The sequence below is a fragment of the Pseudomonas sp. IT-P218 genome, from assembly GCF_949767605.1.
GTDB lineage: Bacteria > Pseudomonadota > Gammaproteobacteria > Pseudomonadales > Pseudomonadaceae > Aquipseudomonas > Aquipseudomonas putida_AE.
This window is the reverse complement of record NZ_CATKQQ010000044.1, coordinates 394,385-415,755: the sequence shown is the minus strand read 5'-3', so window position 1 is coordinate 415,755 and position 21,371 is coordinate 394,385. Positions and strand designations below refer to the sequence as shown.

The 21,371-nt window shown below is 59.8% G+C and carries 19 protein-coding genes and 1 tRNA gene; 11 read left to right on the top strand and 9 right to left on the bottom strand.

All coding sequences use genetic code 11. From position 1 onward, the window contains the following. Positions 1-78 precede the first annotated feature (78 nt). A complete protein-coding gene (locus tag ACM6I6_RS22260) occupies positions 79-966 on the bottom strand; it encodes a LysR family transcriptional regulator (RefSeq protein WP_323606539.1) in 888 nt (295 codons plus the stop codon). A gap of 128 nt (positions 967-1,094) precedes the next feature. Here ACM6I6_RS22260 and lysM point away from each other — a divergent pair, with 128 nt between their 5' ends. Beyond that, entirely contained in the window at positions 1,095-1,544 is a 450-nt protein-coding gene (gene lysM / locus ACM6I6_RS22255) for a peptidoglycan-binding protein LysM (RefSeq protein WP_274075102.1), read from the top strand. Positions 1,545-1,644: 100 nt separating this feature from the next. On the opposite strand, the gene yrfG is transcribed toward lysM, so the two are convergent. Next, entirely contained in the window at positions 1,645-2,307 is a 663-nt protein-coding gene (gene yrfG / locus ACM6I6_RS22250; protein ID WP_274075103.1) for a GMP/IMP nucleotidase, read from the bottom strand. Positions 2,308-2,397: 90 nt separating this feature from the next. On the opposite strand from yrfG, the gene nudE reads away from it, so the two are divergent. Together nudE and cysQ are read left to right on the top strand one after the other, a co-directional pair. Next, positions 2,398-2,964: an ADP compounds hydrolase NudE gene (gene nudE, locus ACM6I6_RS22245; protein WP_274075104.1), complete on the top strand. Its 567-nt coding sequence runs from the start codon at positions 2,398-2,400 to the stop codon at positions 2,962-2,964. Then, positions 2,961-3,788 carry a 3'(2'),5'-bisphosphate nucleotidase CysQ gene (cysQ, locus tag ACM6I6_RS22240; RefSeq protein WP_406591951.1) on the top strand — a complete coding sequence of 276 codons (828 nt, stop codon included), beginning with the start codon at positions 2,961-2,963 and terminating at the stop codon, positions 3,786-3,788. The genes nudE and cysQ overlap by 4 nt, the downstream gene beginning before the upstream one ends. A 67-nt stretch (positions 3,789-3,855) precedes the next feature. On the opposite strand, the gene ACM6I6_RS22235 is transcribed toward cysQ, so the two are convergent. From ACM6I6_RS22235 to rfbC, 4 genes are all read right to left on the bottom strand, one after another. Then, positions 3,856-4,311, bottom strand: a complete 456-nt coding sequence (locus ACM6I6_RS22235) for a YiiD C-terminal domain-containing protein (RefSeq protein WP_274075106.1) — start codon at positions 4,309-4,311, stop codon at positions 3,856-3,858. Positions 4,312-4,351: 40 nt separating this feature from the next. Continuing rightward, a complete protein-coding gene (locus ACM6I6_RS22230) occupies positions 4,352-5,746 on the bottom strand; it encodes a sigma-54-dependent transcriptional regulator (protein ID WP_274075107.1) in 1,395 nt (464 codons plus the stop codon). Next, complete coding sequence (locus ACM6I6_RS22225; RefSeq protein ID WP_414920713.1) at positions 5,743-7,551, bottom strand: sensor histidine kinase; 1,809 nt, start codon at positions 7,549-7,551, stop codon at positions 5,743-5,745. Before ACM6I6_RS22225 ends, ACM6I6_RS22230 begins: the two co-directional genes overlap by 4 nt. Positions 7,552-7,633: 82 nt before the next feature. Then, positions 7,634-8,182 carry a dTDP-4-dehydrorhamnose 3,5-epimerase gene (gene rfbC, locus ACM6I6_RS22220; protein ID WP_274075109.1) on the bottom strand — a complete coding sequence of 183 codons (549 nt, stop codon included), beginning with the start codon at positions 8,180-8,182 and terminating at the stop codon, positions 7,634-7,636. Positions 8,183-8,368: 186 nt separating this feature from the next. Between rfbC and ACM6I6_RS22215 the strand changes: the two genes are divergently transcribed. The 4 genes from ACM6I6_RS22215 to ACM6I6_RS22200 all read left to right on the top strand — a co-directional run bounded on the left by ACM6I6_RS22215 (position 8,369) and on the right by ACM6I6_RS22200 (position 13,994). Next, positions 8,369-11,281, top strand: a complete 2,913-nt coding sequence (locus tag ACM6I6_RS22215) for an aminotransferase (RefSeq protein WP_414920712.1) — start codon at positions 8,369-8,371, stop codon at positions 11,279-11,281. 265 nt (positions 11,282-11,546) lie between these two features. Beyond that, entirely contained in the window at positions 11,547-12,425 is an 879-nt protein-coding gene (gene aguB / locus ACM6I6_RS22210; RefSeq protein WP_046815314.1) for an N-carbamoylputrescine amidase, read from the top strand. A 5-nt stretch (positions 12,426-12,430) separates the two neighbouring features. Then, complete coding sequence (gene aguA / locus ACM6I6_RS22205) at positions 12,431-13,537, top strand: agmatine deiminase (protein WP_323606535.1); 1,107 nt, start codon at positions 12,431-12,433, stop codon at positions 13,535-13,537. Positions 13,538-13,781: 244 nt separating this feature from the next. Further along, positions 13,782-13,994: a hypothetical protein gene (locus ACM6I6_RS22200; RefSeq protein WP_274075112.1), complete on the top strand. Its 213-nt coding sequence runs from the start codon at positions 13,782-13,784 to the stop codon at positions 13,992-13,994. 196 nt (positions 13,995-14,190) lie between these two features. Here ACM6I6_RS22200 and ACM6I6_RS22195 read toward each other — a convergent pair whose 3' ends face one another. Then, entirely contained in the window at positions 14,191-16,284 is a 2,094-nt protein-coding gene (locus ACM6I6_RS22195) for a TonB-dependent receptor (RefSeq protein WP_406591947.1), read from the bottom strand. Positions 16,285-16,727: 443 nt separating this feature from the next. Between ACM6I6_RS22195 and ACM6I6_RS22190 the strand changes: the two genes are divergently transcribed. From ACM6I6_RS22190 to ACM6I6_RS22175, 4 genes are all read left to right on the top strand, one after another. Next, complete coding sequence (locus ACM6I6_RS22190; RefSeq protein ID WP_274075114.1) at positions 16,728-18,014, top strand: OprD family porin; 1,287 nt, start codon at positions 16,728-16,730, stop codon at positions 18,012-18,014. A 323-nt stretch (positions 18,015-18,337) separates the two neighbouring features. Next, entirely contained in the window at positions 18,338-18,556 is a 219-nt protein-coding gene (locus ACM6I6_RS22185; protein ID WP_175376510.1) for a tautomerase family protein, read from the top strand. After that, positions 18,553-19,197: a DsbA family oxidoreductase gene (locus ACM6I6_RS22180; RefSeq protein WP_414920711.1), complete on the top strand. Its 645-nt coding sequence runs from the start codon at positions 18,553-18,555 to the stop codon at positions 19,195-19,197. The genes ACM6I6_RS22185 and ACM6I6_RS22180 overlap by 4 nt, the downstream gene beginning before the upstream one ends. 42 nt (positions 19,198-19,239) lie before the next feature. Beyond that, positions 19,240-19,950: an SDR family oxidoreductase gene (locus tag ACM6I6_RS22175; protein ID WP_323606531.1), complete on the top strand. Its 711-nt coding sequence runs from the start codon at positions 19,240-19,242 to the stop codon at positions 19,948-19,950. A gap of 89 nt (positions 19,951-20,039) precedes the next feature. Here ACM6I6_RS22175 and ACM6I6_RS22170 read toward each other — a convergent pair whose 3' ends face one another. Beyond that, the gene (locus tag ACM6I6_RS22170) at positions 20,040-21,044 is read right to left on the bottom strand and encodes an Abi family protein (protein WP_414920710.1); all 1,005 of its coding nucleotides are present in this window, start codon (positions 21,042-21,044) and stop codon (positions 20,040-20,042) included. A 229-nt stretch (positions 21,045-21,273) separates the two neighbouring features. Further along, positions 21,274-21,349: transfer RNA gene (locus tag ACM6I6_RS22165), tRNA-Thr, on the bottom strand. Positions 21,350-21,371 lie beyond the last annotated feature (22 nt).

Below are 21,371 nucleotides of genomic sequence, written 5' to 3'. Positions count from 1 at the left end.
TTTGATCAGCTTTAAGACTAGGCGCGGCAACTTGTCACGTCTAATCGCTATTACTGATCTGCCGATAGATGCCGTCGATCAAGCGCCGATCAACGATTGCTGATAAAGCGCAAAACAGGCCTCCGCCAGAGCCGAGCGTGGCGCGCTGCGACGCATGATCAGCCCCAGCCGGCCAAGGGTCTGGGCGTTTTCGATCGGTTGCAGGCGCAAATGATCGGTCAGTCCTTCCAGGCCTCCGTCCAACGGCATCACCGCGCAGCACAAGCCACCGTGCACAGCTTGTAACAGTTGATGAACGGCATCGGTTTGCAACAAAGGCTGCGGGTTGAGCCCTCGACTATGGAAGTTGTGGTCGATGGACTGGCGAAAGTGCATGCCGCTGGTGAGCATGCCCAGCGGTAATTCGATCAGCGACTCCCAACTCAGCGGTGTATCGCCAAAGGTAAAGAAACGCTGATCGTAGAGCAGGCCCATGCGGGTTTCACTGAAGGTCAGGGAATCGAAGCGCTCGGCATCCAGGCGTTCGAGGTAGGACACGCCGAGGTCCAGGCGATTGTTCGCCAGTTGTTCGAGGATCTGCTCGGAACTCAGTGCCGAGAGTTCGAAGCGCAGGTTCGGGTGTTCCGTGTGCAGGCGTTGCAGCAGCGGCAAGGGATCGAAGCTCGACAGCGGCACCACGCCCAGGCGCAGGGTGCCGACCAGGTTACCGCGACAGGCGGCCGCCTCGGCGTACAGGCCATCATAGGCCGCCAGAACGGTGCGCGCCCAAGCCAGCACCCGCTCGCCAGGTGCAGTGAAGCCTTCGAAGCGCTGGCCGCGATTGACCAGCGGCAGGTCGAGTTCTTCTTCGAGGCTGCGCAGGCGCATGGACAGGGTCGGCTGGGTAATGTGGCAGCGCGCGGCGGCCTGGCCGAAATGGCGGGTTTCGTCCAGAGCGATGAGGAATTTCAGCTGCTTGATGTCCATCTTCGTTCCTGGAGGCGGGAAGGGGCGATTCTATCGCAAGCGGCGTCATTGGTCGGTTTGGATTGGCAAATGACTGCCGTGGTCTAGGCTTTTGCGTCTGGAACCCGAAACCCAAGGAGAGCGAAACAATGAGCCTGTTCAGTTTTCTAAAAGAAGCCGGTGAAAAAATCCTCGATGCGTTGACGCCGGACAAAGCCGAAGCCAACAGCGAGGCGTTGACCAAGCATGTGCAGAGTGCGTTGACGGGGATCGACACTTCCAAGATTCAGGTCAAGGTCGAGGGCGATAAGGTCATCGCCAGCGGCGAAGCGAATACGCAGGAAGAGAAGGAGAAAATCCTCCTGGCCCTGGGCAATGTGGCAGGTGTCAGCGGTGTTGAAGACGAGATCACTGTTACTGGACCTGTGGTCGTGGCGGCGAAGTTTGTCGTGGTCGAGAAGGGCGACACCCTGAGTGCCATTTCCTTGCGCGTGTATGGCAATGCCAACCTGTACAACAAAATCTTCGAGGCCAACAAACCCATGCTCAAGGATGTGAACAAGATCTATCCGGGGCAATCGTTGCGGATTCCCGAATAATGTGAGGCTCTGTAGGAGCTGCCGCAGGCTGCGATCTTTTGATCTTGTTTTTAAAGATCACAGTCAAAAGATCGCAGCCTTCGGCAGCTCCTACAGGGAATCAAAGGCCGGTTATCAAATCCCGATAATCACCCACTGCGGCAAATTCAGCGGTGTCCTTGGGCCCCTTTTGGCTGTCCGGCTCTTTCACGGCCAGCAAATGCCCCACACCAAAATCTCGCGCACTGCGCAGGATCGGCAAGGTATCGTCGATAAACAGGCTGCGCGCCGGGTCGAAGTCGATGTCGGCCTGCAAGGCATCCCAGAACTGCGGGTTTTCCTTGGGGAAACCGTAATCGTGGGAGCTGATCAGGCGCTCGAAATAGGGTGCCAGTTCGATTCTTTCCAGCTTCAAGGACAGCGAATCGCGGTGTGCGTTGGTGATCAGCACCACGCGTTTGCCTGCACGCTTGATCGCTGCCAGGAAGGTGTCCGCATCCGGGCGCAGGGCGATCAGATGAGCGGTTTCCAGTTTCAGCTCGCGCACCGGCAGCTTCAGTTCGGCACTCCAGAAATCCAGGCAGTACCACTGCAGCTGGCCGGCATTGCGTTCAAACAGGGGCTGCAGTTCCATATCGGCCATGGCCCGACTCACTCCGTGCCATTCGGCATAGCGCTTTGGCAGGTGCTCCAGCCAGAAATGGTTGTCGAAGTGCAGGTCCAGCAGCGTGCCGTCCATGTCCAGCAGAACGGTATCGATATCGCGCCAGGGCAGCAGGGACATAAAAACTTCTCCAGCGGTAAAAAAAGGTATCCGGGGACAACAAACAGGATAGGCCGGGTATAGTAACCCGCTATCGCCCAGGAGCCGCTCATGCGCCAGAAACCCACCATCCTCGCCCGCGAGATTGTCGCCACCAGCCGTTTGTTCTGCGTCGAGGAACTGAAGCTGCGTTTTTCCAATGGCGTGGAGCGCACCTATGAGCGGCTGGTCGGCAAGGGTGCAGGTTATGGCGCCGTGATGATCGTGGCGATGCTCGATGCGGACCATGCTGTCCTGGTCGAGGAATACTGCGGTGGTACCGATGAATACGAATTCTCGCTGCCCAAAGGCTTGATCGAGCCAGGTGAGGACGTTCTGGCGGCAGCCGAGCGCGAGCTCAAGGAAGAAGCCGGTTTTGGCGCGCGACAGCTTGAGCATTTGACCGAGCTGTCGCTGTCCCCCGGTTACATGAGCCAGAAAATCCAGGTGGTCTTGGCCACTGACCTGTACGAAGAACGCCTGGAAGGTGACGAACCTGAGCCGATGGGCGTGGACAAGGTCAACCTGCGCGAGTTGTCGGCGCTGGCGCAGAACCCGAAGTTCACCGAAGGCCGGGCCTTGGCAGCCTTGTACCTGGCCCGTGACCTGTTGACCCAGCGCGGGGTGTTCCAGCCATGAATTTTCCCCACCCATTGATGGCGCCGGTGGTCGAGCTGGCGTTGCAGGCCGGCGATGCGATCCTGCCATTTTGGCGCACCGGCACGCAGGTGACCGCCAAGGCGGATGATTCACCCGTGACGGCCGCAGACCTGGCCGCTCACCATCTGATCCTGGCCGGGCTGACGGCACTCGATCCGAGCATCCCGGTGCTGTCCGAGGAAGACGCCAACATCCCCCAGAGCGTACGCGCCGGATGGCAGCGCTGGTGGCTGGTGGACCCGCTGGACGGCACCAAGGAATTCATTTCCGGCAGCGAAGAGTTCACCGTCAACATCGCGTTGATCGAGCAGGGGCGCGTGGTATTTGGCGTGGTGTCGATGCCGACCAACGGGCGTTTCTATGTCGGTGGTGCCGGGTTCGGCGCGTGGCGTGGCGATCAAGGTGGCACGCCCGTGGCGATTGCGGTGCGTGATGTTCCGGCCCCCGGTCAGCCGTTCACCGTGGTTGCCAGCCGTCGCCATTCCAGTCCAGAGCAGGAACGCTTGCTGGCTGGGTTGAGCGCCAGCCTGGGAGAACTGGAACTGGCCAACATCGGCAGTTCTCTGAAGTTCTGCCTGTTGGCCGAGGGGGCGGCGGATTGTTATCCACGCCTGGCGCCGACTTCGCAGTGGGATACAGCAGCGGCTCAAGGCGTGCTTGAAGGGGCGGGTGGCGAGGTGCTCGACTTGAAGGGTGCGCCGTTCTGTTATCCGGCGCGAGAATCGCTGCTAAACGAATTTTTCCTGGCACTGCCGGCCAAGGCAGCGTGGCGGGAACAATTGTTGGCGCTGGCCAACCTGTAGGAGCCGGCTTGCTGGCGATCCATGCAACGCGGTGTGTCTGACTCACCGCATTGCATCGATCGGCGCATCAACGGTGCAAAACGTACTGCCCGACAAACTTCACCGCATCCTCATCGCTACCCGCATTCACCACTCGCGTATGCAGGCTCAATCGCGCCCGTCCGTACCGCTGATACATCGCCAGGAATTTCTTCCACACCTGCGCACTCGGCGCCTGGCAAATGGCGTGTGCATCGCCTGTCACTGGCAGCGGGTAGTTGATCTGCCCTTCCTGAATAACGATGTGCCCGTCGCTTATCCCTTCTTCTTTCAGGCGTAAATGCAGCCAGCCCCAACCGGCCAGTACCGCGCCGCAATACAGGCTGCCGCCGAACATGGTGCTCTTGTGGTTGACGTTGGCGTCCAGCGGCAAGTACAGGCGCAGTTGCTGATCGTGCCAGTCGAGCACCTTGAGGCCCATGTCCCGGGTGAGGGGAATGTCGTGGTGGAGGACGGATTCCAGTTGACGACTGTCGCGGCTCATTCAGGGGCCTCTTGTTTGTAGTGGATGAGTGGGCGGCAGCTCAATCGAGGTCGTCGCCATGGGTGGAGGTGCCGCTGTCGGCAAAGCTCAGGCCGTGCTTGCGCAATTTGTCATGCAAGGTCTTGCGTGGAATGCCAAGCGCCTCGGCGACGCTGCGTACCGAGCTGTGCGAGCGCGCCAGTTCCGCGGCAATCAGGGTTTTTTCGAAGTTTTCCACCTGCTCGCTCAACCCGCCGCTGACCATGTCTACCGTCGTGCCAACCGAGCCTTGCACCTCGTTGTTATCCAGCGCCAGTTCCAGGCCCAGGGCGAAGCGTTCGGCCGCATTTTGCAGTTCGCGCACGTTGCCAGGCCAAGTGTGGCGCAACAGCAGGGCGCGTTGCCCGGGTTGCAGTTCATGCGGCGGCAAGCCGTGGCGGGCGCTGGCTTCATCGGCGAAATGCTGGAACAGCATCAGCGCATCTTCACCGCGTTCGCGCAGTGGCGGAATGCGCAGGGGCGCGACGTTCAGGCGATAGTACAGGTCGGCGCGGAAGCGCCCCTGATCGGCGGCCTGACGCAGGTCTTCCTTGGTGGCGGCGATGATGCGGATGTCCAGCGGGATCAGTTGATTGCCGCCCAGACGTTCGACCACCCGCTCCTGCAGCAAGCGCAGCAATTTCACCTGGACGTCCAGGCTCATGCTTTCGATCTCATCGAGAAACAGCGTGCCGCCGTTGGCAAACTCGAACTTGCCGATGCGGCGTTTCTGCGCACCGGTGAAAGCGCCTGGCTCGTGGCCGAACAACTCGCTTTCGACCACCGACTCGGCCAGCGCCCCGGCGTTGATCGCCACGAACGGACCATTGCGCCGATTCGACAGGTCATGCAGCGCGCGGGCCACCACTTCTTTGCCGGCCCCGGTCTCACCGAGGATCAACACGTCTGCCCGGGTCGCCGCCAAGGCGCCGATTTGCTCGCGCAGGCGCAGCATCGAGGGCGAGTGTCCGACCAGGCGTGTGCTCAATTCATTGCGATCGCTCAGGGCCAGGCGCAGGCTGCGGTTGTCCAGCACCAGTCGGCGCAGGGCCAGGGCGCGGCGAACGCTGTCGAGCAGGGCGTCGCTGGCGAAGGGTTTTTCCAGAAAGTCATAAGCCCCGGCTCGCATGGCTTGCACCGCCAGCGGCACATCGCCGTGGCCGGTGATCAGCAGCACCGGCAGTTCCGGGTCCTGGGCGTGGAGTTCGGTCAGCAGTTCGATGCCGTCCATGCCCGGCATGCGGATATCGCTGACGACCACGCCCGGCCAGTCGCGCTCCAGTTGCGCGGCCAGGCCCTTGGCTTCTGCCAGCGGCAGAATCTTCAGGCCGGCCAGGTCAAGGGTCTGGCTCAAGGCCTGGCGCAGATGGGGATCGTCGTCGATCAACACGACCTGGATGCGGTTGTCGATGGTCATGCACTTCGGTCCTCGGACGGTTGCAGGCTCACACCCGGTGCGCCTGCGCGCAGTTTCAGGGTAATCAGGGCGCCGCCTTCCTTGTGGTTGGCGAACGACAGTTCGCCGCCGAAGGCGCGCATCAGGGTCTCGCAGATCGCCAGCCCCAATCCAAGGCCCTGGGTGCGGGTCTTGGTGGTGTAGAAGGGCTCGCTGGCGCGGCCGAGGGCCTCCAGGCAGAAACCGGGGCCGTTGTCGCGAATGTACAGGTTGACGCCATCGGCCGTGGATTGGGCACTCAACCAGAGTTTTCGCGGCGGGCCTTTTTCCGTCAGGGCATCCAGGGCGTTGGCCAGCAGGTTGCCCAGCACCTGGCGCAGGCGGGTTTCTCCGGCCTCTACCCACAAAGTGGCGGCGGGCAAGTCGCGGATCAGTTCGACTTCCATGCTGCGCCGACGCTTGGCCAGCAAGGCCAGGGCATCGTCCAGCGCCGGTTGCAGGGCGACGCTCTCCGGGGCATGGCGATCGCGCCGGGCAAAGGCGCGCAGGTGAGCAATGATCGACGCCATGCGTCCGGTCAATTCGCTGATCAGCTTGAGATTGCCGCGGGCATCGTCGGTGCGCTGGTGGTCGAGCAGCACTTCGGCGTTTTCCGCGTAGCTGCGGATGGCCGCCAAGGGTTGGTTGAGTTCGTGGCTGATGCTTGCCGACATCGTGCCCAGGGCCGACAGCTTGCCGGCCTGCACCAGGTCATCCTGGGCGCGAACCAGTTCTTGCTGGGCCTGTTCGCGTTCCAGCACTTCCTGTTTGAGTCGACGGTTGAGGCCCTCAAGATCACTGGTGCGCTCGGCCACCCGGCCTTCCAGTTCGCGCCGGGCCTTGGCTTCGAAGGCGATCCGTTCCAGGTAGTGGCGGCGGCGTTGCATCATCAGGCCGAGCAACAGCATCAACACCAGCAGCGTCGCGCCACCGATGGCGAGCACCGTGCGCACCGGGCGATCTATCAGGGTGCGCGGGGCGAGGATGCTGACGTTCCAGCCGGTTTCCGCGATCGCCTGGGTCTGGGTCAACCAGGCGTTGGGATTGAGCTTCAGCGGCTTGGGTTCGCGGGTGGGGTAGGGCTGGATCGCGGTGATTGCCTTGCGCTCTTCTTCGCTCAACTCACGGGTCGAACGAAAGCGCCATTCGGGCCGCGAGGTGAGGATGACCACGCCGTTGTGATCGGTCAGCAGCAGTTGCTCCGGGGTTTTGCCCCACAGGCTTTCGGTGTGGTCGAGGTCGACCTTGACCACCAGCACGCCGGTGATTTTCTCGCCCTCGCGCACGGCAGCGGCGAAGAAGTAGCCACGTTTGGCGGACGTGGTGCCCAGGCCGAAAAAACGTCCGAGTCGACCGGCCATGGCTTCGCTGAAGTACGGCCGGAAGGCAAAGTTACGACCGACGAAGCTGTCGTGCTTATCCCAGTTGGAGGCGGCCAGGGTCTTGCCCGAGGTGTCCATCAGGTACATGACTTCGGCGCCGGTCTGGGTGCTGATGTTTTTCAGCAGACGGTTGGCGTTGCCCTGGGTGACGCCATCGTCCGGCGCGCCAAGCACGGCGCGCAGGGCTGGCAGGTCGCCGAGGATCTGCGGCAATACTTCATAACGATGCAGGGTGCCCAGCAGGTTGGCGACGTAGAGATCGAGGGTCTGGCGATTCTGCCCGGCCAGTTCGCTGCGGTAATAGCGCTCGGCCAGATGCTCCAGCGGCCACAGCAAGGGCGCCAGGCACAACGCGAGCAGGGCCAGGCTGCGCCAGCGGGGTCTGCGGGGAAGGGTCGGAGTCATGAGCATCGAGCGCCTGTGGGTACAGGTGCATTATGCCTAGGCTTGCCGACGCAGTCTGCGCGCTGAAACGGGCGCCGCCGTTTCAGTCGAAGACGTCGGCGTCCTTGAAGAATGCGGCGGCCTGATCCCTGGCCGACAGTTGCGGCGCTGTATCCAGCGGCGGCCACTCGATGGCCAGGTCCGGATCGTCCCAACGAATGCTGCGCTCGGCCACCGGGTTGTAGTACTCGGTGGTTTTGTAGAGAACCTCGGCGAAATCACTCAACACCAGGAAACCGTGGGCGAAACCCTTGGGGATCCACAGCTGGCGATTGTTCTGCGCAGAAAGGCGTACGGCCACCCATTTGCCGAAATGCGGCGAGCTGCGCCGCACGTCGACGGCGACATCAAGAATTTCCCCGGCGCAGGCCCGAACCAGCTTGTCCTGGGTGTTCTCCAGTTGGTAATGCAGCCCGCGCAGCACGCCTTGTTGCGAGCGCGAATGGTTGTCCTGAATGAATTGCGTATTCAGGCCAGTGGCTTCCTTGAAAGCCTTGGCGTTGAAACTTTCGTAGAAAAACCCCCGTTCGTCACCGAAAACCTTGGGCTCGATGATCAAAACACCGGGCAGGTCGGTGGTCACAACATTCATGGGTTTCTCCAACGATGGGCATTGATGGTCGCCATTCTTGCCTAGAGTGCCTGCAAGGGCGAGTGTCATGTGGTTTTTTTCTTGGTAGTTGACCGATCCAGCCGCTTGCCAGCCGTTTCAAGGGGGTTGCGTATCGCCTTGAGCAGTGGCGATATAGGCGCCTAATAAAATTTCAGGGGTCGTTGTATGCCGCTCGCCACGTTGATTCATCGCGCCAGTTTGCCCAGCCCGCAAGTGTCAGCGGAGCAAGCGCTAGAGCTGCTGCAGGCGCATTACGGGCTGAACGCAAGATTACAGCCCCTGGGCAGCCAGCAGGATCTGAATTTTCGCGTCGACAGCGATCAGGGGCGGTTTGTCCTGAAAATCTGCCGGGGCGACTATTCGGCGCTCGAGCTGCAAGCCCAGCATGCCGGGCTCAAGCACCTGGCTGAGCATCCTGACGTCCATGTGCCGCGGGTGATTGCGGCGAAAAACGGTGCGGACCTGTTGTCCCTGGAGGTCGCAGGCCAAGCGGTGCATGTGCGTCTGCTGGATTACATCGAAGGACAATCGCTGACGCACCTCGAACATTTCAATCGCACGGTGGTGGCCGGTTTCGGGCGGCTGTGCGGTGAAATGGACCTCGCACTGGCGGATTTTGACCATCCGGGGCTGGTGCGCACCCTGCAGTGGGACGCGCGCCACGCCCATGCGCTGATCGCCCATTTGCTGCCGGTGATCAAGGATGAAACCCAGCGCCGCCTGATCGTTGAAGCGTCCGAACAGGCAGAGCGCCATTTGTTGCCACTGCAAGACAAGTTGCCCGTGCAAGCCATTCACATGGACATCACCGACGACAACGTGGTCTGGCAGCGGGATGCGCAACGCCATTGGCAGTTGCAAGGCGTGATCGATTTCGGCGACCTGATCCGCACCTGGCGTATTACCGACCTGTCGGTGACCTGTGCCGCGTTGCTGCATCATGGCGGAGGCGATCCCTTCTGCATTTTGCCGGCGGTGCAGGCCTATCACGCGGTCAATCCGCTGCAACACGAAGAACTGCTGGCGCTGTGGCCGCTGATCGTCGCCCGCGCGGCAGTACTGGTGCTCAGTGGCGAACAGCAGGTCAGCATCGATCCGGGCAATGCCTATAGCCGCGACAACCTGGTCCACGAGTGGGAAATTTTCCGTGTGGCCACCTCGGTGCCGTTGGCGCTGATGGAAGCGGCCATCCTGTCGGCCGTCGGACAGCGCCTGCCGGACATTGGCAGCGACGGTTTCGCACCGCTGCTGCCGAGCCTGGTGGGGCGCGAGTTTGCGTTGATCGACCTGGGCGTGCTCAGCCCGCATTTCGAGGTCGGTAACTGGGAGCAGGAAGGCATCGATCAGCGCCTGTTGGACGAAGCCTCCGCTGCCCACGGCCTGGCGGCCAGTCGTTATGGGCAATATCGGTTGTCGCGCACGCGCCCGGACACTGCCGGCGAACCGGACACTTGTCCCTTGCACGTCGAGTTGCGCGTGCCCCATGGCACGGCAGTCGAAGCGCCGTTTGCCGGGGTGGTGCACCAGCCGATGGCCGGGGTGCTGCAACTGGATGGTCCGCAACTGAGTGTGCGGTTGTGGGGCGTAATGCCATCGCTGCACAGCGGTGCGGCGCTGGTAAAAGGCCAGGTGCTGGGCTCGGTCAGCGGGCCGTTGATCGTGCAGTTGTGCCGAGGTGCGTCGATCAGTGCGCCACTGTTCTGCACACCTTCGCGCGCCGCCGCCTGGCAAGCGCTTTGCCCGTCGCCGGCGACGCTGCTGGGGCTGGCTTGCGATGCGCAGGAAGAACTCGATTCGCAGACCTTGCTGGCTCGGCGCGACGCCAGTTTCGCCCGTACGCAAAAACACTATTACGTCGACCCGCCGCGTATCGAACGCGGCTGGCGCAACCACCTGATCGACATGCAGGGCCGCTCCTACCTCGACATGCTCAACAACGTCGCGGTACTCGGCCACGGCCACCCGCGCATGGCGGCGGTTGCCAGCCGTCAGTGGTCGTTGCTCAACACCAACTCGCGGTTCAACTATGCGGCGGTGGCCGAATTCTCCGAGCGTTTGCTGAAACTGTCGCCAGAGGGCATGGATAGGGTGTTCCTGGTCAACAGCGGCAGCGAGGCCAACGACCTGGCCATTCGCCTGGCGTGGGCCTACAGCGGCGGGCGCGACATGCTCAGCGTGCTGGAGGCCTATCACGGCTGGACGGTAGGCGCGGATGCGGTCTCGACTTCGATCGCCGACAACCCCAAGGCCTTGAGCAGCCGTCCGGACTGGGTGCACCCGGTGATCGCGCCGAATACCTATCGCGGCGAATTCCGCGGCCCTGACAGCACGCCGGACTACGTGCGCAGCGTCGAACACAACCTGGCGAAAATCGCCGAGCAAAAGCGTCAACTGGCCGGTTTCATTTGCGAGCCTGTGTACGGCAATGCCGGTGGTATTTCACTGCCGCCGGGGTACTTGCAGCAGGTTTACGCAATGGTCCGCGCCCAAGGCGGCGTGTGCATCGCCGACGAAGTGCAAGTGGGTTACGGGCGCATGGGCGATTTCTTCTGGGGGTTCGAAGAGCAGGGCGTGGTGCCGGACATCATCACCATGGCCAAGGGCATGGGTAACGGCCAGCCCCTGGGTGCAGTGATCACCCGCCGGGAAATTGCCGAAGCGCTGGAGGCCGAGGGCTATTTCTTCTCGTCCGCCGGTGGCAGCCCGGTCAGTTGCCAGATCGGCATGGCGGTGCTGGATGTGATGGAAGAGGAAAAGCTCTGGGAAAACGCCCAGGTGGTCGGCGGGTATTTCAAGGAGCGTCTTGAAGCGCTGATCGATATTCATCCGTTGGTCGGCGCGGTGCATGGCTCCGGGTTTTATCTGGGGGTGGAGTTGATCCGCAACCGTGAAACCCTGGAGCCGGCCACCGAGGAAACCACGGCGTTGTGCGACCGTTTGCGCGAGCTGGGGATCTTCATGCAACCGACTGGCGATTACCTGAATGTGCTGAAGATCAAGCCGCCGATGGTCACTACGCGCCGGAGCGTGGATTTCTTCGTGGATATGCTCTCGAAGGTGCTCGCGGAGGGTCTGTAAACACATACTCACTGTAGGAGCGAGCTTGCTCGCGAAGAGGCCGTGTCAGCCACGAATTCTTGTCTGATTGACCGCTTTCGCGAGCAAGCTCGCTCCTTCAGGGAGTGGTGGTGTTAATTCGATTGTTATCGGGTTTAAGTGTGAAATTTTAGACGCATGGCTTATCTGTCGCTTCTAAAGCCGATATTTATCGGCTATAAAGTCGCCAATGCCAGGGTGTGGAGCAACCATGCCCGACCGTCACGCACTTGCCCGGAGATGATTCATGAGCCGTAACGTTACCGTCGCCGCCACCCAGATGGCCTGTTCCTGGGACCTTGAAGGCAATATCGAGGTCGCAGAAAGGCTGGTCCGCGAAGCCGCCGCCAAGGGCGCGCAGATCATCCTGATCCAGGAACTGTTCGAAGCGCCGTACTTCTGCCAGAAGCCGAACCCGGATTACCTGCAACTGGCGACGACGGTCGAAGACAACGTCGCCATCAAGCACTTCCAGAAAGTCGCCAGGGAACTGCAAGTAGTGCTGCCGATCAGCTTCTACGAACTGGCAGGCCGTGCGCGTTTCAACAGCATCGCGATCATCGACGCCGACGGCAGCAATCTCGGGATTTATCGTAAAAGCCACATTCCAGATGGCCCTGGCTACCACGAGAAGTACTACTTCAACCCGGGCGATACCGGCTTCAAGGTGTGGAACACCCGCTACGCGAAAATCGGCGTGGGCATCTGCTGGGACCAGTGGTTCCCCGAGGCTGCGCGCAGCATGGCGTTGCAAGGCGCGGAAATCCTGTTCTACCCGACCGCCATCGGCAGCGAGCCGCACGACAAGACCATTTCGTCCCGTGATCACTGGCAACGCGTGCAACAGGGCCACGCCGGCGCTAACCTGATGCCGCTGATCGCCAGTAACCGCATCGGCAACGAAGAACAAGACGGCTACGACATTACCTTCTATGGTTCGTCGTTCATCGCCAACCAGTTCGGCGAGAAGGTGCAGGAACTCAACGAAACCGAAGAAGGCATCCTGGTTCACACCTTCGACCTCGACCAACTGGAACACATCCGTAGCGCGTGGGGCTCGTTCCGTGACCGTCGTCCGAACCTGTACAGCGCGCTGAAAACCCTCGACGGTTCCCTGGAGTCCTGATCGACATGACCACTTTGAGCAGCACCCCTCGCGCAGACGGCTTCTACATGCCGGCCGAGTGGGCACCACAAACCCAGACCTGGATGATCTGGCCCGAGCGTCCGGACAACTGGCGCCTGGGCGGCAAGCCGGCGCAAGCCGCGCACATGGCGGTGGCCAAGGCCATCGCCCGTTTCGAACCGGTCACCGTGGCGGTGTCCGCCGGCCAGTACGAAAACGCCCGTGCCCGCCTTGACGTACCCAATATCCGCGTGGTCGAAATGTCCAGCGACGATGCCTGGGTCCGGGACACAGGACCGACGTTCGTCATCAACAACAACGGCGAAGTCCGCGGCGTGAACTGGGACTTCAACTCGTGGGGCGGTTTTGACGGTGGCCTGTATTCGCCGTGGAACCGCGACTCGCAGGTGGGCGGCAAGATCCTCGAGATCGAGCGCAGCCAACGCTACCGCACCGAGGGCTTCGTGCTTGAAGGCGGCTCGATCCATGTCGATGGCGAAGGCACGCTGATCACCACCGAAGAGTGCCTGCTCAACCGCAACCGCAACCCGCACCTGAACCGTGCGGAAATCGAAGCGGTGCTCAGCGCGCATCTGGCTGTGGATAAGATCATCTGGTTGCCGGACGGCTTGTTCAACGACGAAACCGACGGCCATGTGGATAACTTCTGCTGCTACGTGCGTCCGGGAGAGGTGCTGCTGGCGTGGACCGACGATCCACAGGACCCGAACTACCCACGCTGCCAGGCCGCGATGAAAGTGCTGCAAAACAGCACCGACGCCAAAGGTCGCCCATTTACGGTGCACAAGATGCCAATTCCAGGGCCGCTGTATGCGACCGAGGAAGAATGCGCAGGTGTCGACCCGGTGGATGGCACCCAGGAACGCAATCCGAGCGTGCGTCTGGCCGGTTCGTATGTGAACTTCCTGATCGTCAACGGCGGCATCATCGCCCCGAGTTTCGACGACCCGCTCGATGGTCCTGCAAAAGAAATTTTGCAGAACCTGTTCCCCCAGCATGAAGTGGTCATGGTGCCTGGCCGTGAACTGTTACTGGGAGGCGGCAACATTCACTGCCTTACCCAACAACAGCCAGCACCGCACAAAGAGTGAGTGCAGTTGTAACAGCTTGAGTTAGTGGCGAAATCAGAGAGGCAAACGTTTTCGCGCGCAACTTTGTGGGAAGCCCGCAGCCCTTAAGGAATGCGGGCTTTTTTGTATCCGCTTGTCGACAGCGCGCACGCCTTGGCATAGCTCTTGTATCTGCGAAGGTGTAATGCCGGGAGGGGAGAACTTAGTTGTTCTGTCATAAACCTTGGATAAGTTAGCCGCTCAAAAACCGGGAGAGAGCGTTGAAATGAACGCCGAAGTGAATGTGGCAAGTGAGCGGGCGTTGCATCCCCTGGCAGTTAATGGCGAGTCGCTGCAGATCCTGGCGCACTGGTTAAAGTCCAATGGAACGCGTCAGATCACACAAAGTGATCCGCGCCGGACGATGATCGAGCGCTACCCCGCTGGCTTGTTCAGCGAAGCGGAACTGGATGCGTTGTGGGATGTGATGGAAGGATAAGAAGAAAAACAACGGATTGAAAAAACAAAAGCGCTGCCGGGATGGCAGCGCTTTTTTTTATGGTGCGCAAGTTGTAGAAAATTACCCCGCCCCCCTGTAGGAGCTGGCTTGCCAGCGATAGCGGTAGGTCATTCAACATCAATGTTGAATGTGATGGCCCCATCGCTGGCAAGCCAGCTCCTACAGGGTGATGGTGTTAGAAACTGTAAGTCCCGGTCACCACAACGCTGCGCGGCTCACCCGGCTGAATCTGCGCCGCACTGGTGGCCGACGAGTAATACGTCTTGTCACTGATGTTGTTCAGCGCCGCGCGCAGATCCCAATCCTTCTGCCTGAACCCGGCCAACGCATCCCAGCGGCCATAACCCGGCAGCACGGTGGTGTTGAGGTTGTCGGCATAACGATCGCCAACCAGGGTCAACCCGGTTTCGGCATACCAGCCCATTTCAGGTTTCCAGGTCACGAACAGGCTGCCGTTACGCTTGGCCACGTTGCTGATGCGATTTCCTTCAAAGCCATTGTTGTCTTCCTCGATGGTCGCGTCCTGAAGACCTACGCCACCGCGCACATACCAGTTGCCGGTGATCTTGCCGGTGGCGGTCAGCTCTATCCCACGCGAACGTTGTTTACCGGTCAGCAAGGTAATGGTCGGGTTGTTCGGATCACTGGTGCGGCGGTTGTAGAGTTCCAGTTCGTAGATCGCCAGCGTGGTGCTCAGGCGATCGTCGAGCCAGTCGCTTTTCACGCCGATTTCTTTCTGCCTGGTCAGCTCCGGGCTCAGGTCGTTGGTATTGCCGGCCGCACCCGGAGTGATGCCGATCAAACCACCGCCGACCGGCGAAAACGTCTTCGACCAGGAGGCATAGAAAGAATGATTCTGCAGCGGCGTCCACACCAGCCCTACGCGAGGGCTGGTGCTGTGGCTGTCACGGTCTTCGGAAATGTCCCGCAGCTTGTTGGTCGACTCGATGTCGAACGTGTCGTAACGCAAGCCGGCGAGCAGTTGCCATTGATCGTTCAGTTGCAGCTGATCCTGCACATACACCGCACGGCTTTCGACCTCGGTGTGCGAGCTGCTGGAGACCTGCATGCGACCGGTGTGGCGTAAATCCCGATTGGGGTTGTTCAGGTCCAGCGGCGGCACCGGTGAACTGCCCGGGCCTGAGGTGGCGGCGGTGTACAAGGTCGGATCGCGCCGCTGGCTGCCGATCTCGATGCCGGTCAGCAGGCGATGTTCCAGGCCGAAGGTATCGAACCCGCCTTCCAGTTCAACGTTGTTGTAGACGTTGCGGGTGGTCAGGTCCTGTTGCCAGTGCTGGCGCGTGACCTGGTTGGTGGTCGGGTTGTAGCCGGTCAGGTAGGTGTTGTCGAAATCGCTGTTGAGCTTGAACACGCCCAGGGTCTGGCGCAGTTGCCAGTTGTCGCTGAGCTCGTAGGTGAGCTTGGAGCGCAGCGATTGCGACTTGTCGTCGATGAAATCGTGCTCGCTGCCGTAGGTCGTGTCGCGTCCGACGTCTGCCGGGCGGCCGTTGACCCCGGGGACACCGCGATCCGGCGTACGGTTGTAACGGCTGTATTCGTACTGCACCAGCCAGTTCAGGTCCGGCGTCAGCTGCCAGCTCATCGAGGGTGCAAACAACTGGCGATTACCACTCACGCCATCGCGGAAACTGTTCTGGTCCATGTTGCCCATATTCAGGCGCAGGCTGATGTTCTCGGATGGATCGCTGCTAAGGTCGGCATACAGGCTGCGAAGATCATCGCTGCCGCCCTGGGCTTCGAGGGTCGAGCGGCGGCCGAACTCCGGAAGTTTGCTCACCCGGTTGACGATCCCGCCCTGGCTGCCGCGGCCGTACAACACGGCGGCCGGACCTTTGAGCACGTCGATGCGTTCGATGTTGTGCAGGTCGCGCACGTATTGGCTGTCGTCACGGATGCCATCGAGATAAAAGTCGTTGCTTGCGTCAAAACCACGGATGCGCAGGCTGTCGAAGCGGGTGTCGGCGCCGCTGCTGACGTTGGGGATGCCACTGAGTGCGTTGCCCAGGTCGTTGGTGCCGTAATCGACAACGTTGGCGGTCTTGATCGAGTCGATGGCTTGAGGCACGTAGCGCACCGGCGTGTTGGTGCGGGTCGCCGTATTCGTTTCCTTCACACGAGGGTCATCGGCCTCGGCTTCGGCGCTGATGGAGGTGGCAGGTAAGGTGGTAGGCGCAGCGTAGGAAAAACCGGCAGATATCAGAGCAGAAAGCCCAAGGCTGAAGGGCGTAAGGCGAAAAGGGGCAGGCATTGAAGAACGCATCCGTAGGATTTTTAGGGGTGTAACAAGAGCGGCGCGAATGATAATGCTTGCTATTTACTTGTGTTAATTATTCCTGAGAAGCTCCTCTGATTGATTGTTTCCAATTGTGTCGCAATTGTTACTTTTGCCTTTTTAACGTTATTTGAAGTCGATAAAACTGCGCGTCCGTTGAGGTTTTCTGCCAAGCAAACTCATTTGTTAGACGAATTTCGCCGGGTTATGGACGATTCATGAAATTGACACATCGTTAAGGCCGCGGCTACGATCCGGTCCAACGCCTGTGGCAGACCGCCATGACCGAAAAATAATTAAAAGGCCCGCCGCGAGTGATCGTGGGCGGGCCTTTTTGTTTGCGGAATGAAATAAGAGCGCGATAGCGCCGTTTCGGCCGTTGAACACAGCGCGTTTCAACCCGTAATAAGGAAAACAACATGTTGAACAAGCGAATCAGCCTGATCGCTCTGGGGATTTTGAGCGCTACACAGGCCATGGCTAACGACCAAGCCGAATCCAAGGGATTTGTTGAAGACAGCAGCCTCAAAGTGCTGCTGCGCAATGCCTACATGAACCGTGACTATAAAGACGGCAACCCGGATAAATCCGAGTGGGGCCAAGCGGCCATCGGTACGTTCTCGTCGGGCTTCACCCAAGGCACCATCGGCGTGGGTGTGGATGCCTTTGGGCTGTACGCGCTCAATCTGGAGCGCAACGAAGACCGCAGCGGCGCCCAGGGCATCGACTTTTTCAAACAGGGTGCCAGCGGCGAACCGGCTGACGACCTGGCCAAAGCTGGCGCAGCCGTCAAATTCCGTCTGTCCAGCACAACGCTGACCTACGGCGACCAGATGCCGGTGCTGCCGGTACTGAGTTACGACAACGGTCGTCTGCTGCCGGAAAGCTACACCGGTACCCTGATCACCTCCAAGGAGATCAAGGGCCTGGAACTGAACGCCGGTCGCTTCACCGCCGAATCGCGCAAAAGCGCTGAAGGCCATGACAGCGGTGGCTTGAAGTCGATCAACGTGTTGGGCGGTAGCTACCAGTTCACCGAACAATTCAAGGCCGCGTTATATGCCTCCGACGTCGAAGACGTGCTGAAGAAGCAATACGTGAACGCCAACTACGTGTTCCCGTTCGACAAGGATCAGTCCCTGACCCTGGACTTCAACGGCTACCGTACCAAACTGGACGACTCTTACGTCCGTGACAACGGTATTACCGGCGACGACAACAAGATCTGGAGCCTGGCAGCCACCTTCGCCACCGGCCCGCACTCGTTCACCCTCGCTCACCAGCGCAGCACCGGCGACAGCAACCTGGGCTACGCCTACGGCGGCTACCAGAAAGATCAAAACCGCGTCGGCGACGGTGGCAACACCATCTACCTGGCCAACTCCTACTGGTCCGACTTCAACGCCGAAGACGAACGCAGCTGGCAACTGGGCTACGGCCTGGACTTCAGCACCTTCGGTGTGCCGGGCCTGAGCTACAACTTCGCCTATGTACGCGGTGACAACATCACCACCTCCACCAGCGAAGGCGGCACCGAGCGCGAGATCTTCAACCAGTTCAAATACGTCGTACAAAGCGGCCCGGCCAAAGACCTGAGCGTGAAGCTGCGCAGCTCGATCCTGCGCGTGTCGCAGAAGTCGAGCGAGTACAACGTCAGCGGTAACGAAGTGCGTGTGTTCGTGGACTACCCGATCAACATTTTCTGATGATGGGTTGCGGTATCGAGGCCTGATGCAAGGCTGAGAAAAAGAAGAAGCCCCGACTGGTTCGGGGTTTTTTTGTGAGTGCTTGTTGGCTCATGTCGTCAAAAGGCGATATCGGGAACACGTCTTGAGAACGTCGTCCGCGGCGACATGTTCCGAGACTGGATAAACACCGCATCTCGATACGCTGAAGTTTGACTTGGCTTATTACCTCACGTAACTAATGATGTTCCCGCCCCCACCTTTATCCCCTCCAGCTAACTCCATACATTGAGCTCCAACGCCTCTCCCATCATTCCGACGGGAAGGTCACTGGAGTTTCGATCATGCCTTTTGTAAGCGTACGCATCACCCGCGATGGCGTTACCACCGAGCAGAAAGCTCAGGTGATTGCCGAGATCACTGAAACACTGGAACGCGTCCTCAACAAACGCCCTGACCTGACCCACATCGTGATCGAGGAAGTCGACACCGATAACTGGGGCTATGCCGGTATCACCACCACCCAGTACCGCAAACAACTGGCGGAGGAGGGGAAGTCATGACGGCGTCGGTGACCATCGATTTCGTTTCCGACGTGGTGTGCCCATGGTGTGCTCTGGGGGCGACGGCGCTGGAGCAGGCGATCGAGAACGTGGCGGGTGAGGTGGCGGTCGAGCTGACCTACAAGCCTTTCGAGCTGAACCCGGACATGCCGGTTGAAGGCGAGAAAGCCGTCGAGCACTTGATGCGCAAATACGGGCGCACCGCCGAGGACGTCGCCTCTGGCAAGGCGATGCAGATCGCTCGCGGCGAGGCCATCGGCTTCAAGTTCGATCTGGAAAAGCGCACGCACTTCTACAACACCTTCGACGCTCACCGGTTGTTGTTCTGGGCGCTGGAAGAAGGCCGCCAGGTGGCGCTGAAGAAGATCCTGCTGCGCGCTTACTTCAGCGAAGGCCAGAACCCGAGTGATCAGCAGACGCTGGTGCGCCTGGCGGGTGAAGCCGGGTTGGACGAGGCCCGTGCACACAAGGTGCTGGCGTCAGGCGCCTTTGCCGAAGAGGTGCGTGAGCTTGAAGCGTTTTATCGGCAGCACGGCATCAATTCGGTCCCGGCCCTGGTGCTCAACGGTCGTCACCTGGTGTCCGGCTCGCAATCGGTCGAGTACTACGAACAGATGTTGAGACAAATGGCACAAGCCTGATTACCAAATTTTTAAATCATCATTTATCAGTAGAGGTTCATCATGAGCAATTCGAAAAAAGTCGTTGTCATCACTGGCGCATCCCAAGGTCTCGGCGACGGCATGGTCAAGGCCTTCCGCGAGCTCGGTTACCAGATCGTCGCCACCTCGCGCTCGATCAAGCCATCCACCGATCCGGACATCCTCACCGTGGCCGGTGACATCGGCGAGCCAGAAACTGCACAGCGCGTGATTCGTGAAGCGATCGCCCGTTTCGGCCGTGTCGATACCCTGGTCAACAACGCCGGGATCTTCATCGCCAAGCCGTTCACCGCGTACACCGCTGAAGATTACGCCAATGTTTTGTCGGTGAACGTCAACGGTTTCTTCTACATCACCCAACTGGCCATCGCCGAGATGGAAAAACAGGGCAGCGGCCACGTGGTCAACATCACCACCAGCCTGGTCGACCACGCCATCGACGGCGTGCCATCGGTACTGGCCTCGCTGACCAAAGGCGGCCTGAACGCGGCAACCCGTTCCCTGGCCATCGAATACGCCAAGCGCGGCATTCGGGTAAACGCGGTATCGCCTGGCATCATCAAGACCCCGATGCACGGCGAAGAAACCCACGCCGCATTGGGCGCACTGCACCCGGTCGGGCACATGGGCGAGATCGATGATATTGCGCAGGCAGTGGTGTATCTGGACGGCGCCAAGTTTGTTACTGGCGAGATCCTCCATGTAGATGGTGGGCAGAGCGCGGGTCACTGAGTCCTGGGTTTCCAGACGGCAGAAACAACAAAGCCCTCGTATTTCTACGAGGGCTTTGTTTTGTATGGTGCCGCAGACGAACGATGTGTTTAGTCTTGGCCCCTTACTCCAGGCCACCATTGCGGCTGACGTTTCCAATCATTAGGAAATCCCATTAGTCTCAAATAACCTGGTTCCTGCTGATCAATGATTTCGGCGAGGCGAAGTTTCCAATGGCTGTCTGGACTGATCAAATCGGTTAGATGGGCTAGCATCGTCAATACGATGTATAGCCGCTGCTTAGGCTGTGCTTGGTCGCCAGGTGCATTCGGAACGACCCATTCTTTTGGTAAGGATGGCCGAATCGAGAGCTCTCGGTTCCATAACCGTGAATGGTGGGCGCAACAGTTTCGGATGAAAGTCAGGGTATGGAGCCAGGAGGCCAATACTTCGAAGGGCAGACTGAATCTGCTAGCGATCGCTTTCTTGTCGGCGCTTTTGCCGATGGCATTGAAGAGGGTGGATACCGTTCCAAGGCTGAGCTCTTCCAGAACAGCCCAGGCGGGCGGGAATTCAGGACGGGTGTAAGTTGACCCGTAGAATCGGAAATAGTTATCGCGCATGCGATTTTCAATCCGTTTTTGCTGGACGTCGGCAGCCTGACGACTCTTCTTTATGCGATCAATTTCACGTCCAAGCTTGTTTCGCTCCTTGTTCAACTGATCTCGCAGGGGGCGCAATAGATCAGAATGCGAATATGACGAGGAGAAGACTGACGCGTCAGCTATCCAGTCAGGCCCATACTTAGGGCACATGTGATTGCTGATAGCCGCTCGTATGGCGACTTCGACACGTTCGATGGCATCCATGGTTATGCGTCGCAACGAACCATCGAAGCGGTAGATTTCGACCACTGCTCCCAGAGTGCTACCGGGCTTGAAGGTGTGTTCGGGATCCGACTCCTGGAAGGGGCGCATGTAGGGGCTCAGGCGAAACAGCGTGACCACTTCGAGAAAACGCACGGCCCGATCGTCGTTGGCGACACGCAGGCCTCGTTGTTTAAGCAGTTCCAATTGCTGTTCTACGCTGAGGGCCGGCTTGTCGAAGGGCCTCATGTAGTTTTCTCCGGGCAAAAAAAACCCGCGCGATTTGAGCTTGCTGACTGGGTCAACCTAGGCTTGGCGGGTGTGTTGGGGTGCATTATAGGTAGGTGTTCGACCCCGTCAACGTTGCGTTGACGTGAAATTGTAACGGGCAGGCGCACGGGCAACGTTTTGGTCAGTGGAGTTGCCAAACCCCAGAAACAACAAAGCCCTCGTATTTCTACGAGGGCTTTGTTTTGTATGGTGCCGGCACCAGGAATCGAACCCGGGACCTACTGATTACAAGTCAGTTGCTCTACCATCTGAGCTATACCGGCATGTCAGGGCGACGATTATAGC